This window comes from Pseudoalteromonas sp. MMG005, assembly GCF_018101015.1.
GTDB lineage: Bacteria > Pseudomonadota > Gammaproteobacteria > Enterobacterales > Alteromonadaceae > Pseudoalteromonas > Pseudoalteromonas aurantia.
The window spans coordinates 36,602-62,059 of record NZ_JAGJEK010000015.1 but is presented as its reverse complement, the minus strand read 5'-3'; the positions used below and the strand labels follow the sequence as shown (position 1 = coordinate 62,059).

The following is a 25,458-nucleotide window of genomic DNA, read 5'->3' as shown; positions in this document are numbered from 1 at the left end:
GGGGTACTATGCACAATTACTTATCAAATACTAAGCTTTTAAATTATCAACACATTCAAATCCAAACTCTTATTACCAACAAAAATTGGTTGGTAATAAATCAAACTCAAGCTCTAAAGTCTATCTATGACTTTGTTATGAATGACATAAAATTTGCCTACAGCAGCGAGGATTGTTTAAGTGCATCCACAGTTTTATATCAAGGCTATGGCCAATGTAATACCAAAGGAACCTTACTGATGGCACTATTAAGAGCGGTGGGTATTCCCTGTCGATTACAAGGCTTCACCATTAGTAATAATTTAAAACAAGGTGTTATTCCTAATTGGATTTTAACGTTAGCACCTGCGCAAATTATTCACAGTTGGGTTGAAGTATATCTAGACGATAGATGGCTAGAGTTAGAAGGTTACATTATCGATCAGGATTATTTAAATGCAATTCAATCGCGTTTTAAAACGCACCTTGGCAGCTTTATAGGCTACGCAATTGCAACGCCCTCCTTGCAAAACCCCAATAATCAATTTAACGGACAAAGTACTTATATTCAGCATAAGAGCATTATTGCATCTCTTGGCCACTTTGATAATCCAGATGATTTTTATCAACAACATCATAATCTATCTGGCGTGAAAAAGTGGCTATATAAATACTTATTACGGCATATAATTAACCGGAGAATAGCTGGGATTAGACACTCAATAACATCGAACGTCAAATTGGAATCGTGAAATATAAGGAAATACAAAATGTTATGTAAAATAAAACTGCAAAGACTGGCGAGATACCTTGCAGTACTGGCCATGTTCCCCTTGCTCATTGTAATGAGTGCAGAGCTCACAGTAGCACTACTACAATGTACGGTGAAAGAAGCACTACCGACGGACTGTAGGATTTTTAATTATGATATTGGCATGATACTCGCCGTAAGTTACACCGCAGGTTGGGCTGCACTATTAACGCTGCCAACCGCTGGTGTGGGGGCATATATCTGTTACATTAAATCATTGAGGCTGAGAAAACCTTAAGCGTATCAGCATCGTTCACTTAAAATACATACACCACCAACAAAAATGGCGCTCAATGGCGCCATTTCATGGGTAATCAAATCATTATGACTTATTACGGTTTTCTTTAGTAAATGCTCTGAGCTTACGCTTTTGCGACAGCGTCATCTTATTTGTGCGTCCTGAGAATGGGTTGTCCCCTTCTCTAAATTCAATTTTTATCGGTGTGCCCATGATATTCAAAGCTTTTCGATAATAGTTCATCAAGTAACGCTTATAACTATCAGGCAAATCGTGGACTTGATTACCGTGAATCACGATTCTTGGGGGGTTATATCCCCCTGCATGGGCATACTTGAGTTTCACTCGACGACCACGCACCAGTGGCGGTTGGTGATCGGCCTGTGCCATATCCATTATACGACGAAGCATTGCTGTACTAATACGCTTAGTTGCAGACGCATACGCTTCATCTACCGATTCAAATAAATGACCAACACCTGTACCATGCAGTGCCGAAATGAAATGCAAGCGGGCAAAATCAATAAACCCTAGACGACGGTCAAGCTCAGTCTTAATTCGCTCTTTTACGTAATCATCTAGGCCATCCCATTTGTTGACCGCGATCACCAGTGAACGTCCTGCGTTTAACGCAAAACCTAACAAGCTTAAGTCTTGATCTGAGATACCTTCACGGGCATCCACAACAATCAACACCACGTTCGCATCTTCAATGGCCTTCAATGTTTTGATGACTGAGAACTTCTCCACAACATCGCTGACTTTCTTACGTTTTCGAACACCAGCGGTGTCAATCAAAACATACTCGCGCTCATTACGCGTCATTGGAATATAAACTGAATCTCGGGTCGTACCGGGCATATCATAAACAATAACCCGTTCTTCACCTAAAATACGGTTGGTTAACGTGGATTTACCTACATTAGGACGACCAATAATGGCAAGCTTTACAGGCTTGTCTTCAAAACCAGTTTTACCATCTTCATGCGCCGCTTCATCACCTTCGAGATATAAATCAGCCAAGTCAGCATCATCTTGCGCTAGTTCATCTTCTTCAGCCGCTAGCTCTGCAATCACAGGCTGTAAAGTGAGATCTAACAACTGGGTAATACCACGGCCATGCGCAGCAGCAATCTGATACACTTCGCCGATCGCTAGCTGGTAAAACTCTGCACAATTTGAATCGGCATCAATCCCATCCGTTTTGTTCGCAACAAGAAAACATTTCTTTTGCTGTTTACGCAAGTGCTGTGCAATAGCCTGATCTGCAGCGTTCATTCCTGCTCGAGCATCCACTAAAAACAGAACAATATCCGCCTCTTCAATCGCCAACAGCGATTGCTCAGCCATTTCCGTTTCAATGCCTTCTTCAGAACCATCAATACCACCGGTATCCACAACGATAAATTCATATCCATCGTAACTGGCTTGGCCATATTTACGGTCACGTGTTAGACCTGGGAAATCCGCAACCAACGCGTCACGAGTACGTGTTAAACGGTTAAATAGCGTGGATTTACCCACATTAGGTCGCCCTACAAGAGCGATCACAGGAAGCATAGACTACCTCTTTAATAAACAACAAAAGGCTTCGCAAAGCGAAGCCTTAACAAACTTAATAATAACTAAGTGTTATGGAATTTTAACGGCGCTAACTTCACCATCGCGGGTGTATACAATTAGCTTGTCGCCAGCAATCACAGGTTCAACAAAAAACCCAGAGCTATCAAAACTTTCTCTTGATACTAGCTGACCACTTTGTTTATCTAACCAGTGTAGATTACCTTCTTGGTCACCTACAACTAAATAGTTCCCAGCCACTGTAGGCGTCGTTAAGTACCACCCACGTAACGCAGGTTGACTCCAACGTTCAATGCCTGAGTCCTTATCTAGTGCATAAATAACACCTTCGCTATCTACAATATAGATGGAATTGGTTTCAATGCTAAAATCTCTATAACTACTGTACTCTCGTTTCCAAACGACATTGCCGTTTCGTACGTCAACAGCAGCTAAATTGCCATTATACGCAATTGCGTATACATTGGTGCCACTCACTAATGGTTTTGTATCAACATCAACCAATCGCTCAAACTCTGACGCACCTTTTGCCAAGGCAACATCAACGCTCCACGCGGAATAACCATTTTCAGCAATTAATACTGATAGTTTACCACTTTCTTCACCGAACAGCACTCCACCATTTGCACTCGTAGGTGAACTCAAACCTCTCAGTGTTAATGCCGGAACTTCTTGTTCATGCCGCCAACGCTCTTCACCGGTATCTGGGTGTAACGCAAGCAACTTACCTGACCCTAGGTTGACATAAATTAACCCATCGCCCGCCGCAGGTGAAGATAACGCTTCTCCAGGCACGGCTTTACGCCACACGATTGCACCCGTTTCACGGTCTAAAGCAATCACTTCACCATGCTCTGAGCCAATATAAATTTTACCAAAAGCTTGTAAGATACCACCTGAAAGCTTCGCACTATCGCTGTCTTCCCAAGGCCAAAAGGCTTGGTTTTTACGTGAATCGGTTTCCCAGAGTGTTTTACCCGTATTTACATCTAACGCTTTAACTTCACCATAGCGTTCAGCAACAAAGACGGTGTCTTCGTATACAGTCGGCGTTAACCGAGAAAAGTAATGCTCGACACCGCTTCCCACACTTTCTTGCCACTGAACTTGTGTTTCAAACTGGTTATTTATCTCAGGTAATACTAAAACTTCTTCATCTTCATCATTTGATGAACACCCACCCAACAACGACGCCATACACAGCGCTAAAGTGGCTATACTAAGCTGTTTCATTTTAGCTCCTTATACTGCGGTCTGCGCAATGGCTAAATCATCTAGCTTATTTTGTAGTAACGTATTATTGCCATCTTCACTTGCAGAAACAGCAGCTTGATAATGTGTTCGAGCCGATTGCTTATCACCTTTTTCAAGGTACACATCACCTCTAATTTCTGATACTTGGGCATTAAAACTAGTGGGCATTACGGCTTCTAAAGTAGCCAGTGCATCATCTAGCTTTTTATCTGCTAGTTGCACTCGTGCTAAACGAGTTAAAGCTGTTGCCTTTAATTCTGGATTCTTTACAGAATCTGCAGCAAAGCGCAATTTCTCAGCCGCAACACCGTATTGATTACTATCTACAGCTTCTTTTGCCGCAACAAACGCAGCCAACACCGCATAGTTTGACTCGGCATTATCTTTAATAAAAGAGTCTGCACTAGCTAAAATCTCCCCACTTTCAGCAATACTGCTATACGCACTAGACGCAGCTTCTGCATTGCTAATTTGGTTTTGGTTATATGCCTTCCAGCCATATAAACCACCAAGGCCAATCACAATACCTAGCGCTAAAGACACCCCATTATCACGGAAAAACTGCTTTATTGCTTCTGCTTGTTGTTCATCTGTTGAATAAATTTCCATTCTTACCTCTTATCCAGCCAAGTCTGATAGCAAGGCCTTAACCTCAGCTATTGACAAGGTAACTTGTTCTTTTTGTTCGCGAAGATATTTAACGGTTACTTTACCTTCAGCCAATTCGTCTTCACCTAAGATCAAAGCAACAAGAGCGTCACTTTTATCTGCGCGTTTTAATTGTTTTTTGAAGTTGCCGCCACCTGCGTGCACCATAACACGTAAACCCATTACGTCGCTACGCAGTTCCTCTGCAATCACCGGAGCCTGAATGCTGGCTTTATCACCCATTGCCGCAACGTATACATCCGCGTTACGACGAAGCTCGCCAACACACTCTAACTCTTGCAGCATCAACACTAGACGTTCTAACCCCATAGCAAATCCAACCGCAGGGGTTGCTTTACCACCGAGTTGTTCTACTAATCCATCATAACGGCCACCGGCACATACTGTCCCTTGTGCGCCTAAACTATCTGTCACCCACTCAAATACAGTGCGATTGTAATAATCTAAACCACGAACCAACTTTTCGTTAACCTGATATCTGACGCCAGCTGCATCCAAACGTTCACATAAATTTGCAAAATGTGTGCGAGATTCTTCATCTAAATGCTCTGATAGTTTTGGCGCATTAACTAAAATAGCCTGCACATCAGGGTTTTTACTATCCAATACTCGTAGCGGGTTTGAATGCATACGGCGCTTACTGTCTTCATCTAAATGCTCAATATGCTGTTCTAAAAACGCCACAAGCGCATCTCGATATTCAGCACGCGCTTCATTTGAGCCCAGTGAATTTAGCTCTAATCGTACATGTTCTGTTATACCAAATGCTTGCCATAAACGCGCTGTCAATAAAATAACTTCCGCATCAATATCTGCGCTGGCCATACCAAATGTTTCTACGCCAAACTGATGGAATTGACGATAGCGACCTTTTTGAGGACGTTCATGACGGAACATTGGACCCATGTACCACAAGCGTTGCTCTTGGTTATATAACAAACCATTTTGATTACCAGCACGCACGCACACCGCAGTCCCTTCTGGTCGTAAAGTAAGACTATCCCCACTGCGGTCTTCAAAGGTATACATTTCTTTTTCAACAATATCGGTAACTTCACCGATAGAGCGTTTAAATAAGTCAGTAGATTCTACAACAGGAAAACGGATCTCTTGATAACCATAAGACGCCACCGTTTGACGTAATGTTTGCTCTACTTTCTGCCAAATCTGTGTAGTACCTGGCAGACAATCGTTCATTCCACGAACTGCCTGAATTTGTTTCGCCACTGAAAATCCTAACTAAAAATTATTAAAACTGATACAAGCACGCTAAACGCACAACAATGCGCTGAAAATTAATCGCTCATTATACCGCGCTCGCTTAAAACGTAAACGACTCAACGCAGATAATCCCATATGAGTCGCTTAGTTATTACCATTATTCGACTATTTTTATATCTATCGCAGGCTGTGCTTCTTTCTTTGCGACAAAATCACGTACTTGCGCTTCTAACTGCTCAACAATATTATCATTATCAATACGCATTTTTTGACGTTCGCCATTAATATACAACCCTGAGCGTCGGTTTGCACCTGCAAGGCCAATATCACTGATTAAAGCTTCACCCGGTCCATTCACCACACAGCCGATTACAGAGACTGACATTGGTGTTACGATATCTTCTAAACGCTCTTCCAGTTGGTTCATGGTATTAACCACATCAAATTCTTGACGTGAACAACTCGGACATGCAATAAAGTTAATGCCTCGCGAACGAATGCGTAACGACTTCAATATATCAAAGCCCACTTTGATTTCTTGAACCGGATCCGCTGCTAATGATACCCGCAATGTATCACCAATACCTTCAGCCAATAACATGCCCAGTCCCACTGCTGACTTCACAGATCCAGATCTAAAGCCACCCGCTTCCGTTATCCCTAAGTGTAATGGCTGATCGATTTCTTTTGCTAACAAACGATAGGCCCCAACAGCTAAAAATACATCAGAAGCCTTAACAGATACTTTAAACTGATCAAACTTCAAACGTTGTAATATTTCTACATGGCGCATCGCTGACTCTAGTAACGCCTCAGGTGTTGGCTCACCGTACTTTTCTTGTAAATCTCGCTCTAGAGATCCGCCATTAACCCCAATTCGAATTGGGATATTGCGTTCACCCGCCGCATCAACCACAGCACGTATTCTGTCTTCGCTGCCAATGTTACCAGGATTAATACGCAAACAATCTGCCCCATATTCAGCTACTTTAAGCGCTATACGGTAATCAAAATGAATGTCCGTTACCAAAGGAATATCAACTTGCTCTTTAATACTCTTAAACGCTTCAGCAGCATCCATGGTTGGCACTGAAACACGTACAATATCAGCCCCGGCATCTTGAATTGCTTGGATCTGTGCAACCGTTGCGTCAACATCCATGGTATTAGTGTTAGTCATTGATTGCACGGCAATAGGGGCACCGTCACCAATAGGAACATGGCCTACGTTTATTCGGGTCGACTTTCTGCGCTTAATAGGTGATTCTGAAAACATGACGGTTACTCTACTAACGGTAATTTAAATTTTGCTAATCGGTTCTTCGGTAAAGATGTTAAATCAACACGTTGACCATCTAATTCAACATCTACCATCAAATGCTTGTTTAGGATCACAGCAAACGGTGCCTTACCCTGCACAGTCATAGTATACCCTGCTTTTTTAATCCCAAATGCTACGCGCTCTTGTGTTGCATCAAATATTTCTACCCAACAGTCATCACTGAATCTCATCACTATTGTGCTAACACCTTCTGGTAAAGCTTGCTCTTCGATGGTTGATGTCTCTGGATCTGCCACCGTATTTAATGGCATGTTTTGAGTCTCTAAAACAATGTCATCACTAACTATACCTGCTTCACCAAAGTTTTCTCTTGATTCCAACACAGCCTCAGCCTGATTTTGAACTTCAACTCTCTTTTCATCCACATCTTCATTTATCTGCTCGTTGATTGATCCGTCAATGCGCCCATCAGCACGCATTGCCGTGATAGCTTCAGTGTTTTCAAGTGCAGGCTCTGTGTTTTTGATATCTAATTGCGAAGTTGTATCCGTTGATTGCCACCACCAAAGACCAGAAGCGCCTAATGTCACTATCAAAATCACATAACTAATAATCATTAAACGATTATCGCTCGCTTCTTTTTCAGTGCGACGGGAAAAACTTTGCATTTTTTTGCTTACAGCTTGCTTTTCAGGGCTTTTAAATAAGCCCATCGTTTCTTTGGCCGGTAACTGTAAAATAGCGCAATAGCTCTTTAAATAACCTCGAATAAACGTTAATGGTCCAAGTTTATCGTAGTCATCTCGTTCAAGCTGATTTATTTGTTGTGGACTTAACTTTAAACGCTCAGCAATTTCTTCGATGGAAAACCCAGCAGCTTCTCGAGCCACTTGCAATGTATAGCCTAAAGTAGGTGGTACGTCTTGTTGTTCGGTAAGTTCTTGATTCATAAAATGTAACTGTTTGGATCTACAATTAGTAAACTATGACCTTCACTCAAGATCACGTCGGGTGTTAATTTGTTCCATCGCATTAAATCATCGATCTGCAATCCATGCTGAGTCGCAATATTATACAAGGTGTCATCTGACTGAATAGCATAGGTTATATGTGGATTATTCAAAAAGATTTTACTGCCTGCTTTCACTTTGTCTGAGGCTTTCAGGCCATTCCACGTTAATAATTTCGCTATTTTGATATCATAACGAACCGATAAACTAAAAAGGTTTTCAGCTACCTTCATTATGTGAAACGGCACATTCGGCATTACTACCTCACTGTTAAGCAAAGGCACAGTCATATTCACGGAATGATCTCGACGGCTTTCTTCTGCGATGATATCAGTCGAATGAGCGGCAGATTTTTTAAAAATCACCTTGCTTGGGTCTGGTTTATAAAACTTGACAGTGCCTTGGCCTGTGTCTGACGTCTCGGTACTTTCTCCAAATGAAATTACCCGTATACTGTCTTCATTAACGTGTGCTTTCACAGGTAATTGAGTACTTTTGACTGTGCTCGCTACAGGCGTAATTGTGGGTGAACTTCCCGTGTATTTCTCGGTGTTTTGACGTAAAGAAATACTCGCTTGTGAAACATCAGCGGCTTGTTTAACCACAGAGGCTGTTTGCTTCGCTACTTTTTTACGCGTAACTTTGATCTTGGGTTCATTTATGACACGCCCTGATCCCGTTTTAGTTATTTTCTTTATTTGCGCTTGACGATACTGCTCTGTTAATTTTTCAAACTCAGACTCAAGCACCTTTTCACGCAATAATAAAGCGGCTTGCCTTGAGTTAGGGTAGTTTTGAATTAAGGTTGTTGACAATGATTCTGCACGCTCTAAATGCCCCATTCTTTGATGCAGTAAGTGTTCTAATAGTAGGGCTCTAGCAGACATAAACCCCCTGTTGCGATAAGCCTCAAGAATATTTTCGGCTTGATGTAAGTCACTTTTTGCATAAAAAAGTGCAGCTAGTCCAATCAATGCCGACTGGCTTCTTCCATTATGCTGGACTGCATTTTCTAAATACTCTAAGGCCAAGTCAAACTTGTCTTGCTTGACAGCACATAGCGCTAAATTTTCATAACTTTGCGCAACTCTCAAATAACTTGGAATATTAATGGCTTTCAATAACTGTGCACGTGCGCCATCGTAATCCTCAATACGGCACAAAAAAGTGCCGTAGTTATTTAACGCATTTGGATCATCAGGGTTTAGTGCCAGTGCTTTTAAGTATGCTTTTTTGGCCCATTGTTGTTCACCGACTTTTTCATAATAATATGCCAGAGCATAATGGACTTCGGTGAGGTGAGGGGCAAAGGAAGCAGCCTTTTCTAGATTAAACTTAGCTTGAGTAGTATTGCCTGCATTTAAATACTGCATCGCGAGTGCAATCCGCGTTTTAGCAGCATCTTGACTACTCACTGTATTCTTGGCACTAGGATTGTTACGTGTGACCGAGCTCGTTTCAGTGACGCACCCAGATAAACAAAGCAAAGCCACAGATAATATTAAGCAAGAACGCATGCACCACCCATTATGTAATAACATCGAGCCTCTATATTACCTAAAAGCCCTTATGTTTCATCTGTTTTTTAGACAAAAGGGCTTTAATAAACTAATTTACTTAGCTGGCCTTCACAGAAACCGCAATCGCGTTATCTTCACGCATTTGTTTTTTCGCTAAACGTTTCGTTCTATCGACAACGTCCCCCACCAATTGGCCGCAAGCTGCATCGATATCATCGCCTCGTGTGCGGCGCACAATACAAGTCAAACCTGCGGCTTGTAATACTTTAGAGAAGCGGTCTATCCGGCTATTACTTGAACGACCATATTCGTTACCAGGGAATGGATTGAATGGGATCAAATTAATTTTTGATGGTGTCCCTTTTAATACTTTTACAAGTTCATGAGCTTGATCTGTGCTGTCATTAATACCTTGCAGCATGACATACTCAATAGTGACATCTTTATTGGCTTTAGAACCATCAATATAACGACGACAAGCCGCTAAAAACTCTTCAATTGGGTACTTTTTATTAATTGGCACCAAAACATCACGTAAATCATTGGTTGGTGCGTGCAGCGAAATAGCCAGCGCCACATCAATACGCTCTTTCAAAATGTCGAGTGCCGGCACTACCCCTGACGTACTCAAAGTGACACGGCGCTTAGATAAACCAAATGCCCAATCATCCATCATCAATTCCATCGCAGGAACAACATTGTTCACGTTAAGTAGTGGCTCACCCATCCCCATCATTACAACGTTCGTCACTGGGCGCTTAGTGCTATCACCATCATGTAAACCAATATCTTTTGCCACTCGCCATACTTGACCAATAATTTCAGATACTTTTAGATTGCGATTAAAGCCCTGCTGAGCCGTCGAGCAAAATGTACACTCAAGTGCACAACCAACTTGTGAAGACACACATAATGTGGCTCGGTCTTTATCTGGGATCCACACAGTTTCAACTTCCTGCCCACCTTCAAGTACCAAAGCGTACTTGATGGTGCCATCGCTGGCTTCTTGTCGAACTGAGATCTCTGGCGCGACAATCTCACAGTCAGCAGATAATTTTGCTTTAAGCTTTTTGTTGATATTGCTCATTTGCTCAAAATCATCAATACCAAAATGATAAATCCATTTCATCACCTGATCCGCGCGAAACGGCTTTTCTCCGTACGATGCAAAAAGTTCGCGCATCCCCTCGCGATTAAGATCAAGTAAGTTAATTTTTTTCTCAGTGGTGGCCATGAAACAACCTCAATTCAGGTGACGGTATAACAACGATAAGGTAGCCGCGCATTGTACAAAAAACAGGCAAGCTTAACAATCATTGTTGATTGCTTTGCAAAAGGTTCATACCAAAGGCTGGTTAAACATTTTGCAAAACAGACTTTAAACAGAGACAAAAAAAGGGCTCGAAAGCCCTTCTTTCCTTTGCTTACACTCGATATTAACGAGTGCGTGCGCAAAGCTCTTCTTCAGCGAAGAAGTAAGCGATTTCACGTGCAGCAGACTCTGGAGCATCTGAACCGTGTACCGCATTCTCATCAATGCTGTCTGCGTAGTCAGCACGTAAAGTACCAGCTAGTGCTTCAGCAGGGTTAGTAGCACCCATGATTTCACGGTTTTTAAGTACTGCGTTCTCACCTTCAAGAACCTGAACCATTACTGGACCAGACGTCATGAAAGAAACAAGTGCGCCAAAGAAAGGACGTTCTTTGTGCTCTGCGTAGAAACCTTCAGCTTTCTCTTGAGAAAGGTGAACCATTTTAGAAGCAACGATCTTAAGACCAGCTGATTCGAAACGGTTATAGATTGCACCGATGTGGTTTTTAGCTACCGCATCAGGCTTGATGATTGAAAAAGTACGCTCTAAAGCCATCTTTTTTGCTCCAAAATAGTTTATGAATATTAACGGCCGCGAATTATACGCTTTTTGCTAGAAAAAACCTACTAGATTCGCCCGCTATCTTGACAAGGAAAAAGAGAGGCAAAGTAAATGGTCAGTCAATGAAATAATGATCTGCATCAAATAGCCGCAACCAAGTGGCTATTATACTGCGCCGCTTTTCACTTTCACGTCAATTTTTGGCCCCAACAGCTGGTTTGTACCCAGTTCTATGATGAGGTTTATTTACTATGTTTATACCAGAACTCCTTTCACCTGCAGGTAGTATAAAGAATATGCGTTACGCTTTTGCGTATGGTGCAGATGCAGTTTACGCAGGGCAGCCGCGTTACAGCTTGAGAGTACGTAATAACGAGTTTGATTTAGACAACCTATCTCTGGGTATCAATGAAGCACATCAACAAAATAAAAAACTGTATGTCGTATCAAATATTGCCCCACACAATAGTAAAGTAAAAACCTATCTAAGAGATATTGAACCCGTTATTGCTATGCAGCCAGATGCGTTGATCATGTCGGATCCGGGCTTGATCATGTTAGTACGAGAAAAATGGCCAGATATGCCGATCCATTTATCTGTGCAGGCCAATGCCGTTAATTTTGCCAGCGTAAAGTTTTGGGCACAACAGGGGATAGAGCGCGTTATTTTGTCTCGTGAATTATCCCTTGATGAAATTAACGAAATTCGCACTCTGTGCCCTAATACAGAATTAGAGGTTTTTGTACATGGCGCTTTATGTATGGCGTACTCTGGTCGCTGCTTGCTATCGGGATACATTAATAAGCGCGATCCAAATCAAGGGACATGCACCAACGCGTGCCGCTGGGAATATGATGCAAAGCCTGCTAAAGAAAATGAAACCGGCGATCTTGTACATCAAATTGACCCCAATGCTGTGGTCCCAACACTCGGCTTAGGTGCGCCCACCAATTCGACCTTTATGCTAGAAGAGCCTGGTCGACCAGGCGAATATATGCCCGCTTTTGAAGATGAGCATGGTACTTACATCATGAATTCAAAAGATTTACGTGCGGTACAATACGTCGAGCAACTTACAAAAATGGGTGTACATAGCCTCAAAATTGAAGGCAGAACCAAGTCTTTTTACTATGTTGCCCGCACGGCACAAGTCTATAGAAAAGCAATAGACGATGCGGTAGCAGGTAAACCTTTTGATCCGACATTAATGCACACACTAGAGAACCTAGCACACAGAGGTTACACCGAAGGTTTTTTAAAAAGGCATGCGCATCAAGACTATCAAAACTATGAATACGGCCATTCAATCAGTGACAAACAACAATTTGTGGGTGAAATCCTTGGCAGACAAAGCAATGGTCTAGTTAAAATAGATGTTAAAAACAAATTTTGTACCGGCCATAGTCTTGAACTCATGACCCCAAAGGGCAATATTGCCTTTAATTTAGCGCATATGGAAAACAAAAAAGGACAGCGTATTGAAGATGCAAAAGGGTCTGGTCATATTGTACAGATCCCACTTCCAGAAGACATTAACTTAGATCATGCTATTTTAATGCGTAATTTGGGTGAAAACCAAGATACACGAAACCCATTTAAATAGGATTAACGATGGCTTTGTTAATTAATAATAAATGTATTAACTGTGACATGTGTGATCCGGAATGTCCGAATCAAGCCATTAATTTTGGTCAGAAAATTTATGAGATAGACCCAGATAAGTGCACTGAGTGTGTCGGCCATTATGATACACCAACTTGCGTAAGTGTCTGCCCAATTGATTGTATCAAGCCTGATCCCAATAGGCAGGAAAGCCTAGAACAATTGGCCGAAAAGTATTTACACTTAACGAATCAAGCATAATGTAGTTATGCTAAATTAGCCCTCTACAGCTAATTTAGCAATGAACTGATTTTAAGGTCCTAAATAACGACTAACCTCGTACGACTCTACATCTTGTAGCTGAGAGTATTTCCTTGTTAATTTACTAAAATAAATAGGCATTTTGAGCTTAAGTCGATGCAAACGCTGATAATGAAATTTATCTAGTATCGTATTATTTAATAAGTGCTCAAAAATAACTTCTTGCTTTTTATTTAAATAACCGACTTTGAAAGGAATCACTCGATCCAAAAATAAATGGAAAGTATCTCTCCCGAATTTATAACCATTTAAATACGGAAACCTCTCAATTAACTCTAATGCATGATCATAATTGCGCTCTGATATGCTTTTGTACAGCAAAGAAGGCGTTATTTTCCCAGCAGCTCGATAGTCTACCAAAAAGTGATGATATTCACCTGTTATAAGCTCCTGTGAAGGAAACTTATAAAAATCGATATACCAAGAACTCTTCATTGCGATATCAAGTACTTTCTGGCCGATGCTAATGTACAACTTGTAAGTCAAATAGTTTTGTTCATGAGGAAGAGATTGATTACCTAGCTGAATAATCTCCGGCGTTATTTCATTGAAATTCTTCACACTACTATCAATCTTTGCAAAATCCTTAGTATCTCCTTTTGATATTAAATCCAAAATAAAAATTTCAGATAACACCGGGGATATATTAAAAAGAAAAGATACTTTCTCAGCATTACTATTGGCTGTCTTCCCTATCAAATATTCATCAGGCCTAAAACTATGAAAGTTGGGTTCAATTTTTTCCAATGCTTGCTTCAGCTTTTGACAGCGATATCTGTCTTCACTTAACTGCTCTTTCTTGTCTAACACCCCTCTCATTTCATCGACTAAAAGCATTTCTCTATCAATATTTCCAACTGTGCTCTGTATTTCAAATTCAATAGAATGTCTTAGCTCTATTGGCAGTTGAACACCTCCCGTCCCTAAAAGAGTACCTTTTTTATCTACGATGGGAACAACTCCGTGCTTTGCTAACTTTTTTAAATAAACTATATTATTTTCAGTAATATTATTCGCAAGTAACTTATCTTTAATATACTTATTAGCTGGTGGAGTTAGCAGGTTATCCCTTTTAAATTTACCGCTTCTTTTTAGTACGATAGTTAGCTCAATGTTCTCTGACAATACTGAAGCTGTTAGCAAATCACCTAGATGACCATCTGAAAGCAATAATGGAGTTGTTAATTTATTACTATTATCAACAATGTCTTGTAAATTCTCAGGCTTAACATTTGCACCAATGGCTCCGTATAAAAGCGAAGAGCTTAAATTATTTGTTCTAAAAAAATAATCCCTGCTACTCTGTTGTATTTTTTCCCAATACAGTCCAAAAATAATTTCACTTGAAATAATTGAAAATTGATCGTTTTCACGCCAAAAAAAATGTTCATCTAACAAATGCAAATTAGATTCAAGCCAAGTATTGACACTATTTTCATCATTACTTTCTATTGAAGTAACTAATTTTTTATTTCGCTCTAACAGTCTTTCCCGTTCTTGGCTTTTTAAAACATCGTCACTCTTAACAATTTTCCTCTTAATTTCTTTATTTATATAATAATTCTTGTATAAAGAAATGGATTCATCGCCACTTATAATGTTTGCTTTTCGCAACTCATATAATGATTCTTCTATATCATTTCGCATCAGAAACGCGTCTAGTAATACAGCTTTCTCTGAATTAAACAACTTCAAATTACTAGCCAATTCAGAGTGACATTGTTCAGAATCATAAGCCAACTGAATCAGTTTCTCATCAAAAAAGATTACATCTTCTGTTGACGAGTTAATATTTTCGCTCTCAAATAGTTCTTTCTCTTTTTTAACCACCGAAGCTGAAGCTTCTTCATATTGCGTTTCATTAATTATATTTAAGTGACTTAGGCTCAACTCATAAAACAAAAAAAACACTGCACAACAAAAAAAGGTAATAAGACTTCTTCTCAACATACCGTTTATCTACTATTCTTTTCAATGATCACTTTTTTATTATCGCTATAAAAATCAAGCAATTCTTTATAATCCATATTCAATTTATAAAACCCTGAAAAATCACAATACCTTCCGTCTACATATTTATAGAAAACTTTAACTTTCCTCACCCACCCCATTGATTCAAAAGAATAAAAAATATAAACATTAACAAACTCAAGCTCCTTCATTTTTATTTCTTCATCGTCTAAAGACAAATAATCTTTATCCAAAACAACATGGCTGTATGATTTAAATGAGAAGACAAGAGAGAAAATAAAATATACAAAAAACATTGGCGTTAAGAAATAAAGTATCCTTATTTTACTCTCATCAATAAACTCAGGGTTAAAATGTAGAAAAACCCCATAAATAGAAAAACAAAGTGACACAACCACTTCATGATTAAGCAGTTTCTTTTTTAGCTTAAGCATAAGCTTCCTTAAATATAAAATGGGGATTTCCCCCCAAACGTTAAATCATATATGACTAAGGTATTTCACGATTTCTACAGTAAGGATCTGGAGAAATAACTTGATACATACATCTCAAGCTCCTCAATATTTTGTGCCTCATCAATGAGCAAGTTCAGTAAGAGTCCTCCTTTAGGTTGATTTTTCCACATTTTTTCTACTGGAATATCAAAACAGTCCCCATTAACATAACACTATCATATTCGTTATGCGTTCAAATTCCATATTTATTATTTTCATTTTATAAATAATGGAATTTTAACTTTATTTCCGTTTTTATGAAGGGTATGTTCGCAAGACGAGAGGGTATTTCACTTAGAAGTACAAAAACTGATGGGTTATCAATAACGTAGTTGAACTTTTAAAATGTCACTAAGTAGTTAATGTTAGTAAATACAAAAAAAGCTCATATGATGAGCTTTTTTTCTGAGGTTACTCTTGTTATTAGAACTTATATTCAATACCTGCGGCAACATAATCACGTTCAACTTGATTATCACCATCAAATGTTGAGTAGAAGCCATATAGCTTGGTGACTTTATTCAATTTGTGGTCAATGCCCACAGAAATACCGTCAATTTTGTCACCCTGATCAAAATCAATCACTTGATATTGGGCTTTGAATGTATTTGCACCCACACTGTAAGCCGCGTTTAGCATATATCCATCAGCTTCATCTGAGCCATCTGAACGTTCCTGCATTTGGTAAATCGCGCCCACTTTAATATCAGAGAATTTACCATGGATTGCAAAACGAACTGCATCATAGCCTTTTACTTCACTGTCTACAGCAATTGCTGCATAAACCGAACTCTTCTTCAGTTTACTGTCACCATATGTTAGCGCGGTTGAATAACCATTCTTACCGTCGCGGTCATCTTCAGCAATAAAAGTCCCTAGCAATTTAAAGCCACTAAAACTGTTCGACTTATATGAAATAGAATTTCCGAGTCTATTTTCACCTTTAAACAAATTTTTAATGTCGCCTTCAAGGTCATTGAATTGATCTAGTTTGCCTTGAGATTGTTTGTAAGCCGTATCATTTCGACCTATCACTACCTCACCGAAGCTGCCCTTTAAACCAACATATTGATTACGTGCTGTAATGTTATCTTTATCACCTTTTGAATCCGCATCAGACAAATCTACCTGAAACTCCAGCTTATAGATAACTTCTAAATCACTTCCTAGTTTTTCTGATCCCTTAAAACCAAAACGCGATGCGTTGCTTTTAATTTCAGTTGCAGAACCTTCACCTTCATCTGTTGATTGCACAGATACGTTTGCTTTACCATACACCTTAACATCAGCGTGGGCGTTGAATGATAGTGCACTTAATACAGACAGCAAAAGCGTTGATTTAACTAGTTTCATGTTTATATTCCTCAATATCGCAACACGTAATTTTTAGACAGGCGCAGTGTGCCAGCTCATAATGACAGAAATATTACATGGGAAATATTTTGGTAAAAAAGACTACTTGCAAATGAAATTAAAATGACATCAAGCTGACACAATAACCATAGATTCAATGATAAATAGCGAAACCAATATAAGACGATGAAAAAACAACGCCCCCTATTACACAGAAAAACCGCTACATAAATGCGGCCAATGAATCTACAGCAACCTCAATGGCAGGTAACTGACCACTGTCTTTGTGATAGACCGCAAACACCTCCTTAGATGACCCAGCCACAACATTAATATGGTACACCTCGCCACTTTTGAGCATGTCAGAAATTAGGTTCTGTGAAATAAAAGCACCGCCACCACGATTCATCATCAAATCAAGCGCAATTCGCCCAGTACTTGTTTTAAAGTAATAAGGCATCTGACCCTGGAACTGCTTTGCATGCCAAGTTGAAAATGTCACTCCCCAATCAACGTACACATATTGAGTATCAAAAAACATCACAGCATCCGAGCACTCAAATGTACTAACGGGTAGGATGCTTAAGTGGCCGATAGATTTAACCACTAATCCATCGACTTTAGGCGGATCAAATAATACTGCTACATCTAAAGCTCGATCCAATAGCAACCGGGTACACTCTTGCAATCCTTTCACTTCAGCAGTTAATGACACATCAGGCAATGCAATAACCAGTTTACCCATGTTAGACTGCAAAACTGCATCCCAGATATTAGCCGTCCCAGCGATTGATAATTGTGCCACCATATGATTGGAAAGCGTCACTTCTGCTTTCACACGTTGCATACCTGTAAGTATCATCTGCGCATGAGGCAACAAACGCTCCCCTGACGCCGTCAATTGAATGTTATTTCTTTGCCTAATAAAAAGCGTGGCACCAAGACTCTGCTCTAACTGCCGAATTCTAAAGCTGACTGCCGACTGTGTAATATATAAACCTTCCGCAGCACGACCAAAATGCCGTGTATTGACAACTTCTACAAACGTCCTCAATAGTTCAGTGTCCATTGCTTCTCCTCAATATAAAAATCCGTAATGTAGCTTTCTGGCTCGCAATTTACATTGCCGACTTGGGATTGATATGCCATAACCTGTGGAAGTGTAGTCCACTTGTGGTGCAATTTGAGTATTATTAAAACTTAGGGAGTTAGGAGGTAAATTACGGGGTATTTAATTACCCAGCAGCGGGAAAATAAGAGACACTCTCGCAATGCGTCACCAAAGAAAATACCATGAGCCTACAAGTTAATAAGCGTGTATCGCGATACACTGCGCGCCTCACTACCAATTTCGGAATAACATACTGGCAGTGATATATCCTTCTAAATTGAGGAATTGCGTTCCTTACTTGTTATCGTCATTATTTCGTCTAGTATTATTACAATATAACGAAAAACAATTAGTTATAAACCTGTACCCCACATTAGTCATTGCTTTTTTGGCGAGATAGGTTTACAACTATGTTGTGCGTATTAGCGAACGACTAGGCTTATATAAGTGACTCGACGAATACTTATCATTGAAGATACACCCACAATTGCCAAAGTACAGAAACACATCGCAGTGTCTTCTGGTTATACGGCTGATATTGCCGGTTCACTCGCGGAAGCTAAAGCGCTTGTAAGCCAAAATCAGTACTTTTGCGCCGTCGTTGATTTCATTTTACCAGATGCCCCCAACGGAGAAGCAATTCCGTGCACCATTAAGGCAGAAATTCCAACCATCGTTATGACGGGAAATTTAGACATCAAAACACGGGAAACCGTCGAAAAATATCCCATTATTGATTACATCACAAAAGAAAATAAGCAAGCCTACCAATATTTAAAAAGACAACTACAACGTTTACCTCGTAATGAAAATGTACAAGTACTCGTTGTTGATGACTCTCGACAAACAAGGCGCTATATCAGCGCACTTCTAGAGCGACATAAGTATCAGGTCTTGGAGGCAAAAGATGGTCAAGAAGGGCTTGAGGTACTACAAAACAATCCCGAGATCTCGGTGGTTATTACCGATAATGAAATGCCACGAATGAGTGGTGTTGAGCTGTGTGGTGAAATTCGTCGACTCTACAGTGACGATGATATTGCCATTATTGGTATTTCTGGATCTAATGCATCTCATTTATCTGCGCGCTTTTTGAAAAATGGTGCGAACGACTACCTCCGAAAACCCTTTAATGCCGAAGAGTTTTATTGCCGTTTGAGTCAGAACGTAGATATGCTCGATAATATCGCAACTATCCGCCTTCAAGCTAATACGGATTATTTAACCAAATTACCTAATCGGCGTTATTTTTTCGAGCAAACCACTAAAGTACTTAAGTCAAAAGCGCTGAAGCAACAAAGTAGTACCTTGGCAATGATTGATATTGATCATTTTAAAAGTATTAATGATCAATATGGCCACGATGCGGGAGATGATGTGCTCAGTGCACTCGCGGTCTGCTTCAAGAAATTCTTCGAACATGATTTGGAGGCACGCTTAGGCGGCGAAGAATTTGCCGTTTTCTTCCTCCAAGGCAGTGTAGAAGAGAACTTGAAACAACTAGAACTCTTTAGGCAGTATTTAGATGCAAACAGTGCCTCTATGACTCCCCACAAAATCCACTTTACTATTTCTATTGGATTTGTATCTATGGCAGAGCAAAAGGTAGATGCACTTTTAAAAGCCGCCGACGTAAAGCTCTATGATGCAAAAGAGGAAGGTCGAAATAGAGTGGTAAGTTAGGGCATACTGATTGCCCTAACCAGTTATTCGTTATTTTGATGAACGATATGTATCCCAACTAAATAGCGCCAATGCACTCCAAATACATGCAAAAGTCACTATACGCTCAGTAGAAAAAGACTCCCCATATAATGCTACAGCCAATACAAACATCAAACTAGGGCCTATATATTGAAACAAACCTAATGTTGAATAGGCTAAACGTTTAGCCGCAGCAATAAAGCACAATAATGGCAAAGTGGTGACTATGCCCGCACTAATCAAAAGTAGATTAATTAAATCTGAATTTTGAGCCATATTCGTGGTTGTTGATGGTTCACTGACCCACCAGTAAATAATGGCTGCGGGTAATAAAATTAAAGCTTCGAGCAATAGCCCAGGCAAAGACTCTACAGGCATTTTCTTTCGCAATAAGCCGTAAATCGCAAATGAGCTAGCCAGTGAAAATGCAATAACAGGGAAAGAGCCAAAACTAATCACTTGTAACGAGACACCGGCTACAGCGAGCCCTACAGCAACTTTCTGCCATTTTCTCAACCGTTCCGCTAAAAAGACCACACCCAAAAGGACATTAAGTAATGGGTTAATATAATATCCGAGACTCGCATCTAGCATATGTCCATTATTGACCGCCCATATAAATAAGCCCCAATTAAAACCCAATAAAGTGGAGCTTAAGCATAATAACAACACTAATCTTGGTTGTTTTATGACCGGGGCTACTTTATGCCATTGCTTCATTAGCGCAATAATCGCCAGTAAAAACAATACTGACCATACAATTCTGTGAGTTAAAATCTCTAAAGCATCGATATGATCGAGTTGCTTAAAGTAAATCGGTGCAAGCCCCCACATTAAAAATGCAAGTACTGCGTAAATGTACCCTTGTTTGTTAAGACTATTTGGCATATGTATCATATCTGATGCAAAGAGGTGGGCATTATACGTGCTAATTATGAAATAATGCAGTTTCAGTGATATAAAATATTTAGCCGACTAAATAGGTCCCTGTACCAAAGGCGATTTGTATTCCTTCATCATTATGAAGCTCCATTCTACACACACATACTTTGTTGCCAGCACGAATTAGACTGGCACTTGCTATGAAGTACTTCCCGCGGCCTGGCCGTAAAAAATCAGTACGAATGTCTATTGTGCCAAGGGTTGCTAACTTTTTTGGCACTGTATGGAGTACGTCAACCTCAAGTTTATCAACAATCGATGCTGCTGCCAGCATGCCACCAACATTATCTAATACGGCAGAAATAACACCGCCATGTAGAATCTTTTGTGACGGATTACCAATTAACTCATCTTTCCAAGGTAATTGAATTTCTGCACATTCCGCATCTAAATGATTAACCCTAATAGCCAAAAACTGATTAAATGGCATTTTATCAACAAAAATTTCAGCTACTGTAGTTATGATTTGTGACTTATCCATACTCACCCCTCTCCTCTGACCAGTTAACGTTACGCGCAATTGCGTATTTTTTCAAGGTTGGAAAGTTACAGACAAGTGGGTTAAAAACCTCTAAAATGCTCGCGATGGATAATCTTGCACACACCAATACACAACATGATGCTAAATCTGTACTCAAAAATATTTTTGGTTATAGTGAATTTCGAGATGGCCAACTCGCCGTTATCGAAGCAGCCCTAGCGCGTCAGGATAGCTTAGTTCTACTTCCCACTGGAGGTGGAAAATCGCTATGTTATCAAGTTCCTGCATTGGTTCTTGATGGTATTACCCTCGTTGTTTCACCCTTAATTTCTTTAATGCAAGATCAAGTTACGCAATTGCAAGCACTGGGTGTTGCTGCTGAATATATAAATAACAGCGTCCCAAAAGAACAACAACAAGCCATATATCAACGCCTGCATCACGATGAAGTCAAGCTACTTTATGTTGCACCCGAAAAAGTGTTGCAGTACGACTTTATCGAACGTATGCGACATTTAAAAATCAGTTTATTTGCCATTGATGAAGCGCATTGTGTGTCACATTGGGGACATGACTTTAGACCTCACTACTGCCGCCTCAGCGAGTTAAAACATCACTTTCCAACGATTCCAATGATGGCATTAACGGCAACAGCAGATACCGCAACGCGCCATGACATTGTTAGCCAACTCAGTTTACAAAACCCTTATGTGCATACTGGTAGCTTCGATAGACCCAATATTCGCTATACTATAGAAGAGAAATTCAAGCCATTATCGCAGCTAATGCGCTATTTAAAAGAGCAAAATAATCAAAGCGGTATTATTTATTGTACGAGTAGAAAGCGCGTTGATGAGATCTCTGAAAAGCTGGCTGATGCCGGTTTTAATGCCGCGGCATATCACGCTGGGATGAGCAATGAACAGCGTCAATTTGTACAAAGTGCTTTTGCGCGAGATGACATACATATTGTAGTTGCAACGGTTGCATTTGGGATGGGGATTAATAAACCCAACGTACGATTTGTGCTGCACTACGATATTCCTAAAAGTATTGAAGCGTATTACCAAGAAACAGGTCGCGCTGGGCGTGATGGTTTAGCTGCCGAAGCCATTATGTATTTCGATCCTGCTGATATTGGTCGCGTAAAACGCTTTTTTGAGGACATTGAAGATGAGCACCGCCGGCGCGTTGAAGAGCAACGCTTTAACGCGATGGCAAGCTTTGCAGAAGCACAAACTTGCCGTCGCCAAATACTGTTAAATTATTTCAGTGAATATAAAAGAGAGCCATGTGGCAACTGCGATATTTGCCTAAATCCACCCACGTGCTTTGATGGCACTTTAGTGGCCCAACAAGCGTTATCCTGTGTATACCGCGCCGAGCAACGCTTTGGCTTAGGTTATATTGTAGATGTGCTACGCGGTGCCAATACCAGTCGCATTCGGGATAATCAACATCATGAGTTAAGTACTTATGGGCTAGGCAAAGACAAAAGTAATGAGTTTTGGTTAAGTGTACTAAGGCAACTCATCCACCATGGACTTCTGAATCAAGATATTACTCAAGGAGCAAGTCTGAAACTCACTGAAGCTGCACGTTCAGTGTTAAAAGGGGAATACGCCTTACAATTGGCTGAACCACGTTTACAGGCGAAACACGTTTATCAAGATAAACTCGCCCAATTCAATTACGACAAGAAATTGTTTGCTAAGTTACGCAGTCTACGTAAACAGTTAGCCGATGAAGACGATGTACCTCCTTATGTGGTATTTAATGATAAAACACTCGCTGAAATGGCACAACTCACCCCGACGACTGATGGCGAGTTCCTATCGGTGTCTGGCGTTGGTTTTACTAAACTCAGTAAATATGGCGCGCCGTTTATGCAACTTATCCGTAATTACCTTGCCTCATGCTAATCTAACTTAGGGCCATTTATGACACAAATAACATTCGATGCCGCCTACAATGTGCTCTTAATTCATGTTCCGGAAATACCAGAAGCAGATGAATATTTATTTTGGGCAAAACTATTTTTGCATCAAGAAGCGCTCACTATTATTGAAGAACTCGAGGGGGCCGATCGTCATCAAACCCGCTTTAGCTATGGAAATAGCACATTTAATATGAACTTCGAGCATTATACAGACAGTATTTGGATAGCGCCTGAGGGCACCGAATCTGAAGAGCAACTCGTTAATTTATCTAAATATTTACTAACAAGTTTTCAATAATCAGATAGACTTAAGAAATAGATTATGGTCATAGTGATCATAATAAATTTCAGTCAATTGATTGTTTGTGGAGCTTTATGCTAGCGAGTATAAAAACACAACTTGCACTCATACTGTGCTTAGTTGCCTCATTTTCTGGCTACAGTGAAACTTCTGTGTTCGCCCACACTGACTCAACTCAATGTGCAAATAAGGGCGATAATGTCGTTCACGATATACCATTGACTCGGCAACTTGATACTCACGCACAATTACCTGTGCAGGCTCCGGGGAAAACCATAACGGCTATCAAACTACAGCAATTGAATGTTTTTGACACTAACCTGCCCGAAGAAGATAACCCCGTATTTCGCTTTGCAAACCGCACGCATATTACCACCAAACCAAACGTGATCATGGCGCTCCTATTGTTCGAGCAAGGTGGTGACTATTCAATAAAAAAAGTAGTGGAGTCGGAGCGCTTATTGCGACAGCAGAGCTATCTGTATGATGCTCGAATTTACGCTGATGAAAATTGTGATGGCACTATAAATATCACGGTCGTCACGCGCGATTTATGGACGCTCTTACCTGACTTAAGTTTTAGCCGCAGTGGCGGTGAAAACTCATCTCGTATCGGCTTTAGAGAGAGTAACCTATTTGGTTGGGGAAAACGCCTGTCACTCACCCATACTAAAGATCAAGACCGTTCTGGTTACCTATTTGTATACGATGACCCAAACATTTTATCTACGCGTTATCGTGGCCGTGTTGAATATGCTGATAATGATGATGGTTCACGGCATTATGTTGGTATCAATTACCCCTTTTTTTCTACCGATACGCCATACAGCTACGGTATATTAAATTATAAAGATGAACGAAATGAGTCTCTATATCAAGATGGAGAAACCATTTCTGAGTTCTCACAGCACAGCGATGTTAGCCAAATTTACTTTGGTCATGCCCAACAGCTTAATAATAACTGGACACAGCGCCTTACTCTGGGTTATCAATACGATCAGCAAACCTTTAAAAAGTTAGCCAATACCACTTTGCCGCTGGCCCACAATCGCACATTGAGTTACCCCTATATACAAGGTCAATGGTTAGAAGATAAGTTCATAAAGGTCCGTAATTTTGATTCGATATATCGTACTGAAGACTTGAACCTAGGTTGGAATATTAATGCACTGCTTGGTTATTCAGATAAAGCACTCAGTGATAATGACAATCACTTTATCTACCAATTTTCCGCGAGCAAAGCCCATTACACTTCAGATCACAGTTTGTGGCGTATCAACCTATCACTGTCTGGTCAGTGGAATAGCCAAGCAAATACCGCAAGAAACTTTGTTACCCAAATCGGCGCCCAATATTACTTAAATACCACTATCCAAGACTCATGGTATGCCAATATACAACTGAGATTTGCAAAAAACTTAACAGCAGATCAACAACTTACCTTGGGCGGAGAAACTGGCTTAAGAGGCTTTCCCATCAACTACCAGCATGGCAGCAAAAGCGTACTCGTAAACATAGAGCGGCGCTATTATTGGGAATATGATTTACTGCAACTCTTTAAAGTTGGCGGAGCCGTTTATTTTGATATTGGTCGAGTTAGGGGTAACACACTGGTTCATAGTGATCCTAATTATTTGAAAAACATTGGAGCGGGACTGCGCTTAGCTCCCAGTCGTGCCAATGCCGGACTCGTCTTACATTTAGATGTCGCAGCCCCCCTTAACGGCCCCGATGACGTAGACAATGTACAATGGCTTTTTACTGTCAAAAACCGCTTTTAAAGGTTTAAGGTACCACTA

The 25,458-nt window shown here is 40.3% G+C and carries 23 protein-coding genes; 8 read left to right on the top strand and 15 right to left on the bottom strand.

Going from position 1 to position 25,458, the window contains the following annotated elements:
- The first annotated feature begins 8 nt into the window (after positions 1–8).
- Positions 9–731 carry a transglutaminase-like domain-containing protein gene (locus J8M01_RS13120; RefSeq protein ID WP_211058286.1) on the top strand — a complete coding sequence of 241 codons (723 nt, stop codon included), beginning with the start codon at positions 9–11 and terminating at the stop codon, positions 729–731.
- A gap of 18 nt (positions 732–749) precedes the next feature.
- Positions 750–1,028: a hypothetical protein gene (locus J8M01_RS13115; protein WP_211058284.1), complete on the top strand. Its 279-nt coding sequence runs from the start codon at positions 750–752 to the stop codon at positions 1,026–1,028.
- 84 nt (positions 1,029–1,112) lie between these two features.
- On the opposite strand, the gene der is transcribed toward J8M01_RS13115, so the two are convergent.
- The 9 genes from der to ndk all read right to left on the bottom strand — a co-directional run bounded on the left by der (position 1,113) and on the right by ndk (position 11,433).
- On the bottom strand, positions 1,113–2,588 hold the full coding sequence (der, locus tag J8M01_RS13110) for a ribosome biogenesis GTPase Der (protein ID WP_211058282.1): 1,476 nt from the start codon (positions 2,586–2,588) through the stop codon (positions 1,113–1,115).
- Positions 2,589–2,660: 72 nt separating this feature from the next.
- The gene (gene bamB, locus J8M01_RS13105; protein ID WP_192505886.1) at positions 2,661–3,842 is read right to left on the bottom strand and encodes an outer membrane protein assembly factor BamB; all 1,182 of its coding nucleotides are present in this window, start codon (positions 3,840–3,842) and stop codon (positions 2,661–2,663) included.
- A gap of 9 nt (positions 3,843–3,851) precedes the next feature.
- Positions 3,852–4,472 carry a tetratricopeptide repeat protein gene (locus J8M01_RS13100; RefSeq protein ID WP_192505887.1) on the bottom strand — a complete coding sequence of 207 codons (621 nt, stop codon included), beginning with the start codon at positions 4,470–4,472 and terminating at the stop codon, positions 3,852–3,854.
- Positions 4,473–4,481: 9 nt separating this feature from the next.
- Positions 4,482–5,759 carry a histidine--tRNA ligase gene (hisS, locus tag J8M01_RS13095; RefSeq protein ID WP_211048013.1) on the bottom strand — a complete coding sequence of 426 codons (1,278 nt, stop codon included), beginning with the start codon at positions 5,757–5,759 and terminating at the stop codon, positions 4,482–4,484.
- Between the two features lie 151 nt (positions 5,760–5,910).
- Positions 5,911–7,029 (bottom strand): flavodoxin-dependent (E)-4-hydroxy-3-methylbut-2-enyl-diphosphate synthase, encoded by a 1,119-nt coding sequence (ispG, locus tag J8M01_RS13090; RefSeq protein WP_210996504.1) that lies wholly within the window; start codon positions 7,027–7,029, stop codon positions 5,911–5,913.
- Positions 7,030–7,034: 5 nt separating this feature from the next.
- Entirely contained in the window at positions 7,035–7,985 is a 951-nt protein-coding gene (locus J8M01_RS13085) for a RodZ domain-containing protein (protein WP_211058280.1), read from the bottom strand.
- Complete coding sequence (pilW, locus tag J8M01_RS13080; RefSeq protein ID WP_211058278.1) at positions 7,982–9,562, bottom strand: type IV pilus biogenesis/stability protein PilW; 1,581 nt, start codon at positions 9,560–9,562, stop codon at positions 7,982–7,984. The genes J8M01_RS13085 and pilW overlap by 4 nt, the downstream gene beginning before the upstream one ends.
- A gap of 100 nt (positions 9,563–9,662) precedes the next feature.
- The gene (locus J8M01_RS13075) at positions 9,663–10,799 is read right to left on the bottom strand and encodes a bifunctional tRNA (adenosine(37)-C2)-methyltransferase TrmG/ribosomal RNA large subunit methyltransferase RlmN (RefSeq protein WP_010364188.1); all 1,137 of its coding nucleotides are present in this window, start codon (positions 10,797–10,799) and stop codon (positions 9,663–9,665) included.
- Positions 10,800–11,001: 202 nt separating this feature from the next.
- Positions 11,002–11,433, bottom strand: a complete 432-nt coding sequence (gene ndk, locus J8M01_RS13070; RefSeq protein ID WP_192505892.1) for a nucleoside-diphosphate kinase — start codon at positions 11,431–11,433, stop codon at positions 11,002–11,004.
- A 257-nt stretch (positions 11,434–11,690) separates the two neighbouring features.
- Here ndk and yegQ point away from each other — a divergent pair, with 257 nt between their 5' ends.
- Both yegQ and J8M01_RS13060 read left to right on the top strand, forming a co-directional pair.
- A complete protein-coding gene (gene yegQ / locus J8M01_RS13065) occupies positions 11,691–13,043 on the top strand; it encodes a tRNA 5-hydroxyuridine modification protein YegQ (RefSeq protein ID WP_211058276.1) in 1,353 nt (450 codons plus the stop codon).
- A gap of 8 nt (positions 13,044–13,051) precedes the next feature.
- Positions 13,052–13,303: a YfhL family 4Fe-4S dicluster ferredoxin gene (locus tag J8M01_RS13060; protein ID WP_211058274.1), complete on the top strand. Its 252-nt coding sequence runs from the start codon at positions 13,052–13,054 to the stop codon at positions 13,301–13,303.
- A 51-nt stretch (positions 13,304–13,354) separates the two neighbouring features.
- On the opposite strand, the gene J8M01_RS13055 is transcribed toward J8M01_RS13060, so the two are convergent.
- From J8M01_RS13055 to J8M01_RS13040, 4 genes are all read right to left on the bottom strand, one after another.
- Entirely contained in the window at positions 13,355–15,313 is a 1,959-nt protein-coding gene (locus tag J8M01_RS13055; protein WP_211058269.1) for a hypothetical protein, read from the bottom strand.
- A gap of 5 nt (positions 15,314–15,318) precedes the next feature.
- The gene (locus J8M01_RS13050; protein ID WP_211048006.1) at positions 15,319–15,768 is read right to left on the bottom strand and encodes a hypothetical protein; all 450 of its coding nucleotides are present in this window, start codon (positions 15,766–15,768) and stop codon (positions 15,319–15,321) included.
- A 483-nt stretch (positions 15,769–16,251) separates the two neighbouring features.
- The gene (locus tag J8M01_RS13045; RefSeq protein ID WP_211058268.1) at positions 16,252–17,181 is read right to left on the bottom strand and encodes a porin; all 930 of its coding nucleotides are present in this window, start codon (positions 17,179–17,181) and stop codon (positions 16,252–16,254) included.
- Between the two features lie 223 nt (positions 17,182–17,404).
- Positions 17,405–18,250, bottom strand: a complete 846-nt coding sequence (locus tag J8M01_RS13040) for a LysR family transcriptional regulator (protein WP_211058266.1) — start codon at positions 18,248–18,250, stop codon at positions 17,405–17,407.
- Positions 18,251–18,739: 489 nt separating this feature from the next.
- On the opposite strand from J8M01_RS13040, the gene J8M01_RS13035 reads away from it, so the two are divergent.
- Complete coding sequence (locus J8M01_RS13035) at positions 18,740–19,975, top strand: response regulator (RefSeq protein ID WP_211058264.1); 1,236 nt, start codon at positions 18,740–18,742, stop codon at positions 19,973–19,975.
- Between the two features lie 30 nt (positions 19,976–20,005).
- Here the strand turns inward: J8M01_RS13035 and rarD are convergent, their stop codons facing one another.
- Together rarD and J8M01_RS13025 are read right to left on the bottom strand one after the other, a co-directional pair.
- Positions 20,006–20,884, bottom strand: a complete 879-nt coding sequence (gene rarD, locus J8M01_RS13030) for an EamA family transporter RarD (protein ID WP_247671129.1) — start codon at positions 20,882–20,884, stop codon at positions 20,006–20,008.
- 79 nt (positions 20,885–20,963) lie between these two features.
- On the bottom strand, positions 20,964–21,419 hold the full coding sequence (locus tag J8M01_RS13025; RefSeq protein WP_192505901.1) for a thioesterase family protein: 456 nt from the start codon (positions 21,417–21,419) through the stop codon (positions 20,964–20,966).
- Positions 21,420–21,523: 104 nt separating this feature from the next.
- Here J8M01_RS13025 and recQ point away from each other — a divergent pair, with 104 nt between their 5' ends.
- From recQ to J8M01_RS13010, 3 genes are all read left to right on the top strand, one after another.
- Positions 21,524–23,341 (top strand): DNA helicase RecQ, encoded by a 1,818-nt coding sequence (recQ, locus tag J8M01_RS13020; protein ID WP_210996493.1) that lies wholly within the window; start codon positions 21,524–21,526, stop codon positions 23,339–23,341.
- Between the two features lie 18 nt (positions 23,342–23,359).
- Entirely contained in the window at positions 23,360–23,656 is a 297-nt protein-coding gene (locus tag J8M01_RS13015) for a DUF3630 family protein (protein WP_192505902.1), read from the top strand.
- 77 nt (positions 23,657–23,733) lie between these two features.
- Positions 23,734–25,440, top strand: a complete 1,707-nt coding sequence (locus tag J8M01_RS13010) for a hypothetical protein (RefSeq protein WP_211058257.1) — start codon at positions 23,734–23,736, stop codon at positions 25,438–25,440.
- The last annotated feature ends 18 nt before the right edge of the window (positions 25,441–25,458 follow it).

Bases quoted from the DNA above. Each gene is read 5' to 3' on its own strand.
- J8M01_RS13120 (WP_211058286.1), top strand. From the start codon at position 9: ATGCACAATTACTTATCAAATACTAAGCTTTTAAATTATCAACACATT.
- J8M01_RS13115 (WP_211058284.1), top strand. From the start codon at position 750: ATGTTATGTAAAATAAAACTGCAAAGACTGGCGAGATACCTTGCAGTA.
- der (WP_211058282.1), bottom strand. From the start codon at position 2,588: ATGCTTCCTGTGATCGCTCTTGTAGGGCGACCTAATGTGGGTAAATCC.
- bamB (WP_192505886.1), bottom strand. From the start codon at position 3,842: ATGAAACAGCTTAGTATAGCCACTTTAGCGCTGTGTATGGCGTCGTTG.
- J8M01_RS13100 (WP_192505887.1), bottom strand. From the start codon at position 4,472: ATGGAAATTTATTCAACAGATGAACAACAAGCAGAAGCAATAAAGCAG.
- ispG (WP_210996504.1), bottom strand. From the start codon at position 7,029: ATGTTTTCAGAATCACCTATTAAGCGCAGAAAGTCGACCCGAATAAAC.
- J8M01_RS13085 (WP_211058280.1), bottom strand. From the start codon at position 7,985: ATGAATCAAGAACTTACCGAACAACAAGACGTACCACCTACTTTAGGC.
- pilW (WP_211058278.1), bottom strand. From the start codon at position 9,562: ATGCGTTCTTGCTTAATATTATCTGTGGCTTTGCTTTGTTTATCTGGG.
- J8M01_RS13075 (WP_010364188.1), bottom strand. From the start codon at position 10,799: ATGGCCACCACTGAGAAAAAAATTAACTTACTTGATCTTAATCGCGAG.
- ndk (WP_192505892.1), bottom strand. From the start codon at position 11,433: ATGGCTTTAGAGCGTACTTTTTCAATCATCAAGCCTGATGCGGTAGCT.
- yegQ (WP_211058276.1), top strand. From the start codon at position 11,691: ATGTTTATACCAGAACTCCTTTCACCTGCAGGTAGTATAAAGAATATG.
- J8M01_RS13060 (WP_211058274.1), top strand. From the start codon at position 13,052: ATGGCTTTGTTAATTAATAATAAATGTATTAACTGTGACATGTGTGAT.
- J8M01_RS13055 (WP_211058269.1), bottom strand. From the start codon at position 15,313: ATGTTGAGAAGAAGTCTTATTACCTTTTTTTGTTGTGCAGTGTTTTTT.
- J8M01_RS13050 (WP_211048006.1), bottom strand. From the start codon at position 15,768: ATGCTTAAGCTAAAAAAGAAACTGCTTAATCATGAAGTGGTTGTGTCA.
- J8M01_RS13045 (WP_211058268.1), bottom strand. From the start codon at position 17,181: ATGAAACTAGTTAAATCAACGCTTTTGCTGTCTGTATTAAGTGCACTA.
- J8M01_RS13040 (WP_211058266.1), bottom strand. From the start codon at position 18,250: ATGGACACTGAACTATTGAGGACGTTTGTAGAAGTTGTCAATACACGG.
- rarD (WP_247671129.1), bottom strand. From the start codon at position 20,884: ATGCCAAATAGTCTTAACAAACAAGGGTACATTTACGCAGTACTTGCA.
- J8M01_RS13025 (WP_192505901.1), bottom strand. From the start codon at position 21,419: ATGGATAAGTCACAAATCATAACTACAGTAGCTGAAATTTTTGTTGAT.
- recQ (WP_210996493.1), top strand. From the start codon at position 21,524: ATGGATAATCTTGCACACACCAATACACAACATGATGCTAAATCTGTA.
- J8M01_RS13015 (WP_192505902.1), top strand. From the start codon at position 23,360: ATGACACAAATAACATTCGATGCCGCCTACAATGTGCTCTTAATTCAT.
- J8M01_RS13010 (WP_211058257.1), top strand. From the start codon at position 23,734: ATGCTAGCGAGTATAAAAACACAACTTGCACTCATACTGTGCTTAGTT.